Here is a 13,682-nt window from a genome sequence, read left to right as displayed (position 1 = left end):
TGTCTTCTGATGAACGTCGATTCCACAACATGTCTCAATCATAACTTCCATGATGAAAACCTCCATCAAATAATTTAGGAAACAGAACATTCTATAAAATATTGTAATTTTATTTTCACATTCTAAGATGTATTCGGCTTATCGCAAAAGATAAAATGTTCATCCAGTTTTTTATACAGGTTCGGCAAAACCCATTAAACCTTCGGATTAATGTTTCCTATGTTAATTATAGGATACTCTCTCTTTTCTGTCATGGCTTAGATTGCGAAGCAATCATATAGTTTTTTATAGATTTCGTAATTCCAATGATTTACTGCATAAGGATTCAAATAGCCTTTTTCATCAAATCCACAAGTAATTGACCCGGATTTTGCATTATCTGTATAACTGCCATTATTCCCCATCCGAACGACTCGTGATAAAATATGAATTTTTCCATTTAAGCGTAACGAAATCAAACGAATCGTATTTAGCGATTCTTCATGCATTTGACTAAATGAATCGTGCTGGTATAAAAAAATTTGAACAATGAAGTCTTGGTCATAATCTTTAAAAAGTTTCGTTACTTTTTTAAGAATCACAGAAGGATTTCTTCCTCTAAAATCTAATATTTTTACATTTTTTCCAGCTCCCGAATCAATAGAGGGTTTTAAAATGACTTTATGTTCCTGAACGTAAGACTTAATAAAATCCAGTGCTTCTTCTAAATGAATCGGTTGATAATCGGCATTATAGTATAAGCCATTCATATTGCGAAGGAGCGTTTGTGGCCGTTTAAAGGCATAAAATAATTTATCAGTCATATTTTTATCAACATATGCTGGAGCTAAATCATAACGATTTAAAGTAGGCTCAATATTTTTATAGAATATATCCTCTGGAATATACCGAGGATCTTGAATCCCACTAATCGCAGAAAATGCTTTGTGCCATAGCAAATTAATCGTTTCATACGGTTCCCAAAAATCCACAATTTCATCGATATACTCAGATGAAAGTTCATAATGTTGGATATATTCAGCTCGGCTAATTTTTTTATTAAAGGCTGTACGATAAAATATTCTGGGTAAGTTGTCACTTAAATAATTTTTTAAAAAATAATATCGATCGTTTAAGGTCGTTAGAATTTTTTCTTTAAACATCGAATAACAGACCTCCTAAAAATAGTGTGTCTTCTCTTTGTCATTAAATGTTTTCTTTGTACCATTCGATTGCTGCTTTTATACCTCGTTCAAAATCCCAATCAGGAAAATAATCCAACTGTTCTTTTGCTTTTTGGATATCCGCGTGGCTATGTTTAATGTCTCCAGTTCTTTCATCTGCATATATTGGCTTTATTTTCTTTCTGAGTGACTGACAGAGCGAAACATAGACAGCTTCTAATGTTTCTCTTCCACCATAAGCAATATTAAATACTTCGCCAGCTACATCACTTGAAGCTTTACAAGCTTTCAAATTAGCTTCAATGACGTTTTCAATATAAGTAAAATCTCTACTCTGCTGACCATCCCCATAAATTGTAGGGGTTTCATCGTTTAATAATTGCTTAATAAATTTAGGAATAACTGCCGCATAAGCTCCATTAAAATCTTGTCTACGACCAAATACATTAAAATATCTCAATCCATAAGTATCAAGGCCATATAGCCTAGTATAAAGTTTTGCATATTCTTCGTTTACTTTTTTCGTCAATGCATAAGGGGACAATAACTCACCCTCTTTCCCTTCCTTTTTTGGTAAATTCGGTTCGTCTCCATAGACAGAAGAACTGGAAGCATAGACAAATTTCTTTACTTCATTTCTTCTTGAAGCTTCCAGCATGTTTAATGTCCCCTGAATATTTATTTCTTCATACAATAAGGGTTGCTCGATACTCCGAGGAACACTTCCCCAAGCTGCTTGATGTAAAACATAATCCACTTCTTCTGTCACGGTTAAACAAGTTTCAAAATCTCGAATGTCTCCATGAATACACATAAAATTTTTATTTTCTGAAAACAGGTCAATATTTTCTTGCTTTCCTTGTGATAAATTATCTAAAACGCGAACCACATAGCCTTTATTTAATAAAGCTTCGACTAAATTGGACCCAATAAATCCTGCCCCACCCGTTACTAGGAAAACACTGTCTGGTTTGAATGTTATCTCTTCATACCCCAAAGGAATTTCTCCTTTCTATAAATCTTACTTTTTCAATCTTCGTCATTTATCGTAGAAATTATGCAAACGATTGTCTGTTGTCATTTTTAAATCAGGAGAGTTTATAATCGCCAATATCTATAGCCAGCTGCCAATGCTTTATTTCGATCCAATTGACCTTTTACATCCAGCATAATTTTGTTGCCATTACTTCCTGATTTATATAATGTTTCAAAAAATGACTCCGTTAGTGTTTTGTATTCATCGTGAGCTACAGCTAAAATAACGACATCCAAATCCTTTAATTCACTATACTTATTTAATTTTATTCCATATTCTGCATAAACTTCATCGTAATCAGCATATGGGTCATGGACCACTACCGGAATTTGGTATTCTTCAAGACCGTGAACAATATCGATCACTCGGGTATTTCGAATATCAGGAACATTTTCTTTAAATGTAAAGCCTAAGATTCCAACTTTTGCGTCTGGAATATTAATTTTTGCTTGAATCAATTGCTTAATAACATTTTCTACAACAAATTTCCCCATTTTATTGTTAATTCGACGTCCAGCTAAAACAATTCGTGGATGATAGCCTACCATTTCCGATTTGTAAGTTAAGTAGTAAGGATCAACACCGATACAATGCCCCCCCACCAATCCGGGCGTAAAATCTAAAAAGTTCCATTTTGTACCTGCAGCTTCCAAAACTTCTTTCGTATCAATATTCATCCGATTAAAAATCATCGAAAGCTCATTCATAAAAGCAATATTAATATCTCTTTGCGCATTTTCAATTACCTTAGCCGCTTCCGCTACTTTTATGGACTCGGCACGATAAACTCCTGCATCTACAACAAGTTCATAGACTTTTGCAATGGTATCTAGTGCTTCTTCATCCGTTCCTGAGACTACTTTAACAATCGTTTCCAAGCGATTTTCCTTATCTCCTGGGTTAATGCGTTCGGGGGAGAAACCAACTTTAAAGTCTTCTCCATACTTTAAACCCGAAGCTTCTTCAAGGATGGGCACACAAATGTCTTCTGTTACCCCTGGATATACAGTAGATTCAAATACAACAATTGACCCTTTAGTCAAATAAGTACCCACTGTTCTCGTTGCAGCTTCAAGAGGATTTAAATTAGGAATATTACTTTCTGTAATAGGAGTAGGAACCCCTACAATATGAAACTTTGCATCAATTAATTGTCTAGCATCCGCGGTAAACTTTACCGTTGTTGCTTTAACAGCATCATCGCCTGCTTCATTTGTCGGATCTAATCCTTTTTTATATTCTTCAATCTTTTTTTCATCAATATCGTATCCAATAACATTTATTTTTTTAGCAAAAGCAATAGCGATGGGTAATCCTACATAGCCTAAACCAATCAATGAAACTTTCTCTTCTTTATTGACTAATCTCTCATATAAATCGCTCATTATCGCACCTCTAAAACTTTCTCTATCACTTTATTCAATTCTTGTAGATAGTTATTTACTACAACTTGACGATCAAATTCCTTTTCCATTTTTTTACGTCCCGCTAAACCCATATTTTCTTTTTCCCTATGAGATAAAGCTAAAAATCGTTCAATCGCTGCAACTAAGCTCTTTGTATTTTGAGGTTCAAAACCATACCCACTATTTTCTTCATCAAATGTTTCTATACAACCATGAACATTGGAAGCGAGAATTGGACGTCCAGAAGCTGCTGATTCTAAAAGCACATTGGACATTCCTTCATGATAAGACGGAAGAATTGTGCAATGTGTTTTCGATAAAAGTTCTCGAACATCAGACAACATGCCATGATATTGAATAATTTTTCTTTTCGCATAATCCTCAATTACTTTTTCATATTCTTCTTCGAAGAAACCTGCAATATGAAACCTTGCTTGTGGGTATTTTTCTTTAATCTTTTTTGCAGCTTCTAAAAACTCATCGATTCCTTTTTCTTTCATAATTCTTGAAATGAAAACAAAATTAACCGTTTTTTTTGTAGAGGGATATTTTAATAGGTTAAACTTTTTCAGATTAACTCCTGAACCAGGTAAAACAATATGTTTATTTACTGCAATCTTATGATTAGAAAAAAGCTCTCGATTTTTTTCGTTTTGGAAAAAGACGGTTTGAACTTTCGATAAAGAGATTCTATATAACTGAATCATAAAACGTTGGAGGAGCCCTTTATTCTCGATGGCAGATCCTAATCCTGTCACATTGGTAACATAAGGAACCCCCATTTTTCTCGCGGCTAAGGCACCATAGATATTTGGTTTAATCGTATAACTGAATACAATATCGGGTTGAACTTTTTTTATCAGCTTATAATAATGAACTAATAATCTTATTTCAGAAACAGGATTTGTCCCTCGACGATCAATTTCCACCGAATCATGAACACACCCCATTTTTACTAACTTTTCAATTTTCTCCCCATGTGGTGAGGAAATAATAACTTCATGTCCATCTGCCAATAATCTTTCCACTAATTCTAAGCGAAAATTGTAGATAACAATTTCGGAATTTCCAAGCATCAAAATCTTTTTGCGGATTTCTGGTAACTTTTCCGTGTGATCGGGAAGCTCCATAATTCCCTCTGCAATGTCATTCATTTTAAGAACATAAGCGATAGTACTCATTAACACCTTTAGATCAAATAGAAAACTTCGTTTCTTGGCATATTCACCATCAAGTTGAGCCTTTTTTTGAACACCTATTAGATCTCGTCCATTAATTTGTGCTAAGCCTGTTACTCCAGGAAGAATAGAATAAGCACCCAATTTTGTCCTTGCTTGAATAAGTTTCGCTTCTGCCGCAATAACGGGTCGCGGACCTACAATAGACATCTGTCCTTTAAGAATATTAAATAGTTGTGGTAATTCATCAATACTCGTTTTTCTAATCCATTTACCTACTCTTGTAATATGTTTTTCAGGGCTTAACAGCATAGCAGTGGGAACATTTTTCGGGGTTTCTACATACATCGTTCGAAACTTATAAATAATAAAAGGTTTTTTATGGATTCCTATCCGTTCTTGTCTAAAAAAAACTGGGCCTTTGGAATCTAGTTTTATGCACAGAGCGACAAGTAATAATAACGGCGATAAAAGAATGAGGATTGTAACAGATGACATAAAGTCAAAAATCCTCTTTGCATAAGGGTACATATTTTATGTCCTCCTATTCAAAAAAAGCTATTGACTCATCGATAGTAAGAGTTTGAGTAGTCATAGTTATTCGTTTCACCATTAAAAACAGCACCTAACACATTAGCATTCACCAAATCTAATAATTCTTTCGCTTTATAAACCTCTTCAACTTCTGCAATGTCTTTACGAATGACTAAAATAACGCCATCTACTTTGGTCGCCATGATTTGTGCATCAGTAACAGAAACTATCGGTGGTAAATCAAATAAAATCAGATCATATTGTTGCTTCAGTTCATCAATAATTTCATCCATCCGCTCAGTATCTAACAATTCAGAGGGATTGGGTGGAACAATTCCACTCGGTAAAACATCAAAATGAACAGCTTCCACATGTTGAATCGCTTCCTCTACTTTTAAATGTTGTGAAGTCATCAAAGTACTAAGTCCTACTTTATTATTCAAATGGAAAATTTTAGCAATCGAAGGCAACCGCATATCTGCATCAACAACAAGTACTCGCTTTCCTTGATCTGCAAATACAGAAGCAACATTAGTACAAATCGTTGATTTTCCTTCATAAGGACCAGAAGATGAAAACAAAATCGTCTGTAAATTTTTAGTGACCATGGAGAATTGTATATTTGTCCTGATTGTTCGAAATTGCTCAGCTACTCTGGAATTGGGGCTTATCGCTGCAATCATACTCGAGGGATTCTTTTGACTACGACTCATTTGCTTCAATTTTTTCCTTCGTTTGTCGAACATATCTAGCCTCCTCTAATCTATCTTGTTCTACTCGAGGACGTGTTTTAGTTTTTTTCGTTTGTTTTGGAGCAGGTAAGATGGTCTCTTTTAATTCCCTAGGTAAAATTTCATTGACAGAACCTAAATTAATCCAGCCTAAATCCGTAATAATTTCACTACTTTTTACTCGTTTATCTAACAGATTTCTTAGGAAAATTTGCATAAAACCAATTAAAAATCCTAACAAAATGCTAAACAATATATTTTGAAGAACCTTAGGCGAGGTAGGTGTTTTTTTAGGGATGGCTTCGGATAAAATCGTTACCGAATTAACAGGTAAAATCTCTCCAATTTTTTCTTGGAAAGTTTCAGCGGTTACGTTTGCTAGCTCCGCTGCCATTAAAGGATCTTTATCCGTTACTGCAATACCAAAAACTAAAGACTCTTCATCATTTTGAAACTTAATCTTATCTCGCATTTCATCTAGTGTGTTTTTTGAGTGAGTGATTTCAATTACTTCTTCTAGAATAATAGGCTCCAATATAATGTTTTGATAGGTTGTCATTAGACTGATATTGGTCATAATATCTGTGCTTGTGATATTGCTCATTCTATTTTCTGTTTGATTAACCACGATTCTTGATATCGACTCATACTGCGGTTCTATAATATAAAAAGTAAAAAGAACCGTAATTGCAAAACTTCCTATCATCCAACCAATAAGAATATGAACGTTCTTTCGTAACAACTTCAACAAACTTTCTAATGTCATATTTCCATTCATAATCTCGCTCCTTTTTAAAAGATGCCAATACAACACCTTCATCGAAAAGATATCTTCTATGTATTTAGTGAGTTATAAAATTGTAAGCTCTTTCAAACCTGATTTTTAATAGTATATCATGAATAATTGTATTATACTACACTTATATTCATGTTTATATTATTTATTTTCTTAGCAAGTTTTTATTATCACATAATTAATGATTTATAATCTAGTTACCCTTTGTTCAAACCGCTTCAATTCAATAGTTGTTTGTGTTCTACTCTTTTATTCAAAACATGCACTACTCTTATTCGTATATAAAAATATAATAATATGAATATTATTCTTGTCTTGTTTTTTGCTTTTAACAAATAAAAAACCTCTCTAATCCATTTAGAGAGGACTTTTCCTTTTGATATTCTATTTATTATTTTTCTTCTTTATTTGTAGCGGATTGTAATTTCAAATCTGCTTGCTCCAGTTCTTTTCTTCGTGATGTAGCTTCTACCAATAAATCTGTTAAGGCAGTCTGATTCTCTTGTTCAATAGCAGTCTTTAAATAATTAAATTGATTTTGAAAATTTTCCATGGCCTTTAAAAGTTCTTCTTTATTATAGAGAAAAAGTTCCGTCCACAGAGGAGCATTGATTTTTGCAATTCGGGTAAGTTCCCGATACGTATCTCCAACAAATTCGGCAGTCTGACGTTCTGGTTCGTCACTATTAATCAAAGAGACGGCTAGAATATGGCAAAGTTGGCTGACAAAGGCAATCATTTCATCATGCGTTTGAGGATTTACTTCGCTTACCCGTTTAAAGCCAAGGGTTACTAATATTCGTGTTAAAAGCTCAATATTTTCTTGTTTATTCGATTCAACAGGAGTAATTAGATAGTTAGCATCTTGAAAAGTATCTCCATCCGCATAAGCAAAACCTTGACTTTCTTTCCCTGCCATCGGATGACCAAAAATAAAATCGACATCTTCAGGTAAAACAGATTGTATTTGATTTACTAAATTTCCCTTTACACCTGTTGTATCGGTTAAAATTGTCCCCTCTTTAAAATCACTTCGATGTGTTTCAACAAAATTAACAATATCATTTGGATAAAGGGTGATGATTACTAAATCTGCTTGTTGTAGAATGGTTTGATTATTTGTTTCCCCATAGTCAATGGCTCCTTCCTGAAGGGCCTGTTCAAGCGTTTTAGGATCGTGGTCCATTCCCATTAAATGCACTGGAAACTCTTTTTGTTCTTTTAAGGCCCAAGCAAATGAGCCACCAATCACTCCTAGACCAACAATTGCAATGTTTAAAGTTTTTTGCATCACACTAATCTCCCTATTCAATATTTAAAGACTTAAAACAACCAATGATCTGTAGATATTCACTTGCATATTCAAGGTTTTCCCATAAGAGCTGATAGTTACCTGTCAAATTACTCACATCCACTTCAATAAAGAAGCCGTATTTAAAAGGTTGATCACGAATAGGTCTCGCATCTAAACCTTCTAAGTTACAATCAAAGAGGTTGAAAATATTCAAGAGTGTCACTAAAGAGCCAGGTTCATGCTTCGTTTCAACATAGAGCATCCATCGTGTGCGCTCTGGATATTTTTGATAATAGGCTTCTAATTCTTTTTCGACTGTTTCTTCGCTCTTTTGCCAATGCTTCGTCATGAAAAAACGAGTTGTATTCGTTTTTTCAGTCTGAATTTGATTCAAAAGTGGGACTAAGTGATAGAGTTCCCCATTTTGAGGACCAGCAAGCGCCGCTTTTGTTAGGTCCTGTTCTTCGTGAACATACAAAGCGGCTTGAGCCGTATCAACATAAGGAGCCGCTTCAATATGGGGATGCTTTTCAAAAAAAGCTTGCGACTGACTAAGTGCTTCAGGATGGGAATAAACTTTTCGTAATTCCCCTATAGAAGAACCCGGAAGCCCCCAAAGTGTATGCCGAACCTCCTGATAACGCTCTTCTTCGACAAAAACAGGAAGCCCTTTAAATAAATCAAGTGTACGCGTGATCAAGCCAGTAGTCGAATTTTCAACTGGAAAAACACCAAGATCAATAGCATCTGTGACCAAGTCTTGAGTCATTTCCTTAAAATTAGGATAACTAATAAGTTCAGCTTCTAATGACTGATTTTCTTCTTGATTTAAATAGTTTTGAATCGCTGTTTCAGAATAAGAACCTGCAATTCCTTGATAAGCAATTTTCATGTTTTTCCTACTTTCTAACGTATAATGCCTTGAATAAAAGCTTTTGTTCGTTCACTTTCAGGTTGATTAAAAATTTGATTGGGATCTCCCTTTTCTACAATTACGCCATTTTCTAAAAAGCAAACTTGGTCTGAAACTTCTTTTGCAAAATTCATTTCATGCGTGACCAGCAACATTGTCGTATTATTATGAGCAATGGATTGAATAATTTCTAAGATACCACTGACCAATTCAGGGTCTAAGGCAGAAGTTGGCTCATCAAACAAAATCACTTTTGGTTCAATCGCCAATGCACGAGCAATTCCTACTCGTTGTTGTTGGCCTCCTGATAAATGAATAGTATGATAATCCGCTCGGTCACCCATTCCTACCTGTTCCAAATAATGATGAGCAATCTCTTCTGCTTCAGCTCGCGGAAGATTTTGTACCATAAGTAAGCTTTCCATCACATTTTCTAAAGCTGTTTTCTTTGAAAAAAGAGCATAATTTTGAAAAACCATCGCTGTTTTTCGACGTAGCTTTAAAATATCCTCTTGTTTCATTGTTTGAACATCTTTCGTCACATCATCAATTTGAATTTTTCCCTTATCCGCCGGCTCCAAAAAATTAATGCTGCGAAGCAAGGTTGATTTCCCTGAACCTGATGAGCCAATGATTGTCAAAACATCCCCCGTAGGCACTTCTAAATGAATATCTTTAAGCACTTCATGGTCTCCAAATGATTTAAACCAATTTGATAATTTTAACATCGTATTCCTCCTTGTATAATAAAATTCGTCTCATATTTTAATACGCTCGCGTGCCGACAATCTCCTCCGCGTGTGAGCTGCCCTCGCTCGCGTGCGGAGGATGCTCTTCACGTGTGAGCTCGAGTATTTTGTTGATTTATTTCCATGAATGTTATGAATGTTCCACGTCAGTTAATGAATCTTGCGTCTGTAAAGGTCGATCTGCTATATTTAGCTTTCGCTCAAGATAACGAACACCTTGCTCAATTAAAATACAGAAAACCCAATAGAATAAGGCTACCGCAATATAGGCTTCAAAGAACCGAAGATTTGCACCTGCTAAAATACGAGCTTGACCCATAATGTCGATAACAGTCACGGTAAAGGCAAGCGAGGTCCCTTTCAATAGACTGATTAAACTATTTCCTAAATTCGGAATCGCTACAATTAAAGCAGAAGGTAAAATAATCCGACGCATCGTTTGTCGATCGGTCAATCCAATAGATTTCGCTGCTTCAATTTCCTTTGGATCGACCGATAAAATTGCTGCGCGGAAAGTTTCAGAATTGTATGCTGCTTCATTGAGACCAAAAGCTACAAACACATATAACAAAGCTGGGATACCATTCACGTCAACAGTCCAACCAAAGCGCTCATTTAACCACTGAACAATTAAAGGAAAACCATAAAAGGCCAAGAAAAGTTGAACTAATTGTGGGGTGCCACGCATAAAAGAAACAAAAACATTAAATATTTGTGTGAGTATAGGAACCTCATTAATCTTAATAACTGCAATAATAAAACCTAGAGTAACTCCAATAATCGCAGCTACAATTGTCATTAATACCGTAATCGGTAACTTTTTTAAAATCGTTGGTAGCATTTTAAGAATCATTTTCGGAGCGAAAATTTTTCCGTCTGAAGATTTTTTTGTGTCTTCTGTTGTTACTTGTGCTACTTGCAATCTTTCTGCTTCAATGGCATCATTTTTATCTATCATTTCTTGCGTAAGTGCTGTATCATCGCTGCCTAAATATTTATGACTAATTTCAGCTAAAGTACCGTCTTCTCTCATATCTGCTAACGCACTATCCATCAAATCACGTAAGGCTTCATCTTCCGGACGGTAGATAAAATAAGAACCCGGTGGCCGGATTGCATCTTCATCTTCTATGGGATGAGCGAGCAGTTCGATGCCAAAAGTTTCTTGAACATCATGCAAATAAGTCGTATTGTAAATCGTCGCATCAAATCGGCCAGAGTGAACATCGCGAATAATCGTGGATGGATCTGAATCGATATATTGAATATCAACAGCCAAGTCAGGGTTTTCTTCATTCCAACTTTCCAAAAACATCGACTGAGGGGATGCTGGAACAACTCCAAAGCTTTTACCAGCTAAATCTTTTATTTGTAAATCGGGTTCTTGATCCATATTCGTAATAATGACATTATGCGTAATCACATAGGGATAAAGTGAGAAAAGAAATTTTTCTCGCCTTTCTTCATTTTCCCCTAAATTATTGGCCACTAAATCAAATTTTCCAGAATCTAAGCCCGCGAAAAGAGAGGCAAATTCGGTAATCTCATAAGTAATATCAATAGTATCTAAACGACGATTCATTTCTTCCAGAATATCAATTTCAAGGCCCACTAGATTATTATTATCATCAAAATAATTTAAAGGTTTTGTCTGTCCAGAAGTCCCCACTACGACTTTTTGAACTTCTTCTGTTTCACCCATTTGACTTAAAACTTCTTGATCAATCATCTCATTTTTTTCAATCATCTCTTCTGTTAATTCCGTGTCATCTTGACCAAAGTGTTGTTCGGAAATCTCAGCCAGCGTACCCTCTTCTCTCAATCTTTCTACCGCCTGGTCAATAGCATTCCGTAACTCAAGGCTTTTGGGATTTTTGTTATATAGAAAGTAAGCGCCAGGTGGTTGAATCTCATCTTCATTTTCAATCGGATGCCCGACTAAATCCAACCCAAAAGTCTCAATAACATCTTGAAGATAAGTGGTTGAATAAATCGTCATATCGTACCTTCCACTCGCCACTTCTCGAATAATATTTGCTCCATCCGTATCAATATACTCTAGTTGAATCGTCTGATCTAGATTTTCTTCATTGTATTTTTCCATAAAGATTGCTTGAAGTGAACCAGCTACTAATCCAATCGTTTGGCCCGCCATCTCCTCAAGAGTCACATCTTCACCAGTATCTGGACGAGTAATTAAAACATTATGAGTAATCACATAAGGATTTTTGGAGAATAAATATTTCTCGCGACGCTCAGAATTTTCTCCAATATTATTTACGATTAAGTCAAATTTCCCTGAATCCACTCCTGCAAAAAGCGAGGCAAACTCTGTAATTTCATATTCAAATTTATAGTTATCAAGTTCTTGCTCAATGGCTTTGAATAAATCAATTTCAAAACCCGCCAATTCATTTTCTTCATCATAGTAGTTATAAGATTTTGATTGAGCTGAAATCCCAATCGTAACCACCTCTTTTTCTTGATTACTGGCTTCCACTGGCCTTGTCTGAAATCTACTTAGTCCCAGCAATAAACTCAATAAGGCTAAAAATAAAATACTCTTTCTTTTCATATGTACTCATCCTCCAATTTTTCCTAACCTACAATGTAACTTTAATTTCCAAACAAAAAAGCACCTACTTAGAGTATTAATCTAAATAGGTGCGTGAAGGTTATATTTATTGGCTTGTTGTTAACAACCACTTAGATTAATTTCTCTAGGTGGCCAGCACAGCTTAATAAGCTTTAGCCATTAGAGATACAATTCAGTTTGATGACTGAGTTTGCATCCATAATGTCTGAACTTATGTCTACAAACTGTACCTAAAATAGCTAAAGAAGAAGTTATTGTTTAATTGTTGCTTTTGTTGATTCATCTTATCTTCTCCTCGATTAAGTTGTAAAAATATATTACCACGCCTAAAATTTAAGTCAAGGAATATTTTAATCTAATTTTAACCTTGGATTAATTTTCTATTTTTAAAAAGAAAATAGAAGGTTCAATTAAAGATGAAGATGAGTGAAAATCGTTTTTAATTTTATTTAAATTAGAAAAAACAGAAAAGCCCCTTTTTCCGTAGGGGCTTTTCTCTGTAGAAAGGAGATGATTAAAAATATGAAAAGTAAATTAGTTATATTCACTAACTCTTACTTCACTTAGAATGATATCGCATACTGTAAGCGTTGTCAATATATAATTAAAGATTCTTTTGTTTTTCTAATCTTTTTATCAGGAAACCCATTCAGGTCGCGTTTTCCGAAGGAGAAAAAAATTTTGTTTTTTTAAAATAAATTACTGATATTTTTCTATTTTTATTTCATCTCTTCCTTGTAGTTCAAAAGAGCCTCGACATTTTGAACAAACAAACTTTTTGATGTTAAAGCGACGTTTTCGATAGATGGTTGTATCGCAATCCCTGCATTGATAGACCCACAGGTGAGTGGATCCTTCTTTGGTTTCAATGGAAGGTGTGTAACGTAAGCCTTCTACTTGTTTTAAAAGAATACGAAAATCAGAATCACTATGACGGTACCCTTTCTTTTCGATATGTAAATGATAGTGGCACAATTCATGTTTGACGATGCCTTCAAAGGTTGCTGTACCAAAAGTTTCCAAAATTTTAGGGTTAAAATCCAAATTATGAGTGTTTAAATGATAGCGTCCACCGGTTGTTTGAAGGCGGCGGTTGAAGGTTGCGGTATGTTTAAAGGGTTTATTAAAATATTTTTTTGAAATATCTTGTACACATTCTTGTAGTTCAATTTGTTCCATTAATAATTCTCCCATTTCATTTCATTTTATTCTGAGGATTTAATTTTTATTCGTGTATCTCTTTCACTCATAACTCACAAAATATTTTAACATATCTATCTTTAAAT

At 34.7% G+C, this 13,682-nt stretch carries 11 protein-coding genes; all 11 read right to left on the bottom strand.

Going from position 1 to position 13,682, the window contains the following annotated elements; all coding sequences use genetic code 11:
• Window positions 1–257: 257 nt before the first annotated feature.
• The 11 genes from BUB96_RS06175 to BUB96_RS06110 all read right to left on the bottom strand — a co-directional run bounded on the left by BUB96_RS06175 (window position 258) and on the right by BUB96_RS06110 (window position 13,575).
• Window positions 258–1,142 carry a sugar-transfer associated ATP-grasp domain-containing protein gene (locus BUB96_RS06175; protein ID WP_073297874.1) on the bottom strand — a complete coding sequence of 295 codons (885 nt, stop codon included), beginning with the start codon at window positions 1,140–1,142 and terminating at the stop codon, window positions 258–260.
• 43 nt (window positions 1,143–1,185) lie between these two features.
• The gene (locus BUB96_RS06170; RefSeq protein ID WP_073297872.1) at window positions 1,186–2,160 is read right to left on the bottom strand and encodes an SDR family oxidoreductase; all 975 of its coding nucleotides are present in this window, start codon (window positions 2,158–2,160) and stop codon (window positions 1,186–1,188) included.
• 101 nt (window positions 2,161–2,261) lie between these two features.
• Complete coding sequence (locus BUB96_RS06165; protein ID WP_073297869.1) at window positions 2,262–3,584, bottom strand: nucleotide sugar dehydrogenase; 1,323 nt, start codon at window positions 3,582–3,584, stop codon at window positions 2,262–2,264.
• A complete protein-coding gene (locus BUB96_RS10680) occupies window positions 3,584–5,314 on the bottom strand; it encodes a sugar transferase (RefSeq protein WP_084136928.1) in 1,731 nt (576 codons plus the stop codon). The genes BUB96_RS06165 and BUB96_RS10680 overlap by 1 nt, the downstream gene beginning before the upstream one ends.
• 35 nt (window positions 5,315–5,349) lie before the next feature.
• Window positions 5,350–6,063 (bottom strand): CpsD/CapB family tyrosine-protein kinase, encoded by a 714-nt coding sequence (locus BUB96_RS06150; RefSeq protein ID WP_073297867.1) that lies wholly within the window; start codon window positions 6,061–6,063, stop codon window positions 5,350–5,352.
• A complete protein-coding gene (locus BUB96_RS06145) occupies window positions 6,020–6,826 on the bottom strand; it encodes a YveK family protein (protein WP_073297865.1) in 807 nt (268 codons plus the stop codon). The genes BUB96_RS06150 and BUB96_RS06145 overlap by 44 nt, the downstream gene beginning before the upstream one ends.
• A gap of 409 nt (window positions 6,827–7,235) precedes the next feature.
• On the bottom strand, window positions 7,236–8,135 hold the full coding sequence (locus BUB96_RS06140) for a prephenate dehydrogenase (RefSeq protein WP_073297863.1): 900 nt from the start codon (window positions 8,133–8,135) through the stop codon (window positions 7,236–7,238).
• A 13-nt stretch (window positions 8,136–8,148) separates the two neighbouring features.
• A complete protein-coding gene (locus BUB96_RS06135; RefSeq protein WP_073297861.1) occupies window positions 8,149–9,030 on the bottom strand; it encodes a prephenate dehydratase in 882 nt (293 codons plus the stop codon).
• 14 nt (window positions 9,031–9,044) lie between these two features.
• Complete coding sequence (locus BUB96_RS06130) at window positions 9,045–9,779, bottom strand: amino acid ABC transporter ATP-binding protein (RefSeq protein ID WP_073297859.1); 735 nt, start codon at window positions 9,777–9,779, stop codon at window positions 9,045–9,047.
• Between the two features lie 151 nt (window positions 9,780–9,930).
• Window positions 9,931–12,375 (bottom strand): ABC transporter substrate-binding protein/permease, encoded by a 2,445-nt coding sequence (locus BUB96_RS10165; RefSeq protein ID WP_084136922.1) that lies wholly within the window; start codon window positions 12,373–12,375, stop codon window positions 9,931–9,933.
• A gap of 720 nt (window positions 12,376–13,095) precedes the next feature.
• Window positions 13,096–13,575 (bottom strand): SprT family protein, encoded by a 480-nt coding sequence (locus BUB96_RS06110; RefSeq protein WP_073297857.1) that lies wholly within the window; start codon window positions 13,573–13,575, stop codon window positions 13,096–13,098.
• Window positions 13,576–13,682: the final 107 nt, after the last annotated feature.

The organism is Atopostipes suicloacalis DSM 15692 (assembly GCF_900129085.1).
GTDB lineage: Bacteria > Bacillota > Bacilli > Lactobacillales > Carnobacteriaceae_A > Atopostipes > Atopostipes suicloacalis.
This window is presented reverse-complemented; position numbering and strand designations above follow the sequence as displayed.

Excerpts from the sequence above, each read along its gene's own strand:
- BUB96_RS06150 (WP_073297867.1), bottom strand. The coding sequence starts at position 6,063 with ATGTTCGACAAACGAAGGAAAAAATTGAAGCAAATGAGTCGTAGTCAA.
- BUB96_RS06130 (WP_073297859.1), bottom strand. The coding sequence starts at position 9,779 with ATGTTAAAATTATCAAATTGGTTTAAATCATTTGGAGACCATGAAGTG.
- BUB96_RS06135 (WP_073297861.1), bottom strand. The coding sequence starts at position 9,030 with ATGAAAATTGCTTATCAAGGAATTGCAGGTTCTTATTCTGAAACAGCG.
- BUB96_RS10680 (WP_084136928.1), bottom strand. The coding sequence starts at position 5,314 with ATGTACCCTTATGCAAAGAGGATTTTTGACTTTATGTCATCTGTTACA.
- BUB96_RS06175 (WP_073297874.1), bottom strand. The coding sequence starts at position 1,142 with ATGTTTAAAGAAAAAATTCTAACGACCTTAAACGATCGATATTATTTT.
- BUB96_RS10165 (WP_084136922.1), bottom strand. The coding sequence starts at position 12,375 with ATGAAAAGAAAGAGTATTTTATTTTTAGCCTTATTGAGTTTATTGCTG.
- BUB96_RS06165 (WP_073297869.1), bottom strand. The coding sequence starts at position 3,584 with ATGAGCGATTTATATGAGAGATTAGTCAATAAAGAAGAGAAAGTTTCA.
- BUB96_RS06145 (WP_073297865.1), bottom strand. The coding sequence starts at position 6,826 with ATGAATGGAAATATGACATTAGAAAGTTTGTTGAAGTTGTTACGAAAG.
- BUB96_RS06110 (WP_073297857.1), bottom strand. The coding sequence starts at position 13,575 with ATGGAACAAATTGAACTACAAGAATGTGTACAAGATATTTCAAAAAAA.
- BUB96_RS06140 (WP_073297863.1), bottom strand. The coding sequence starts at position 8,135 with ATGCAAAAAACTTTAAACATTGCAATTGTTGGTCTAGGAGTGATTGGT.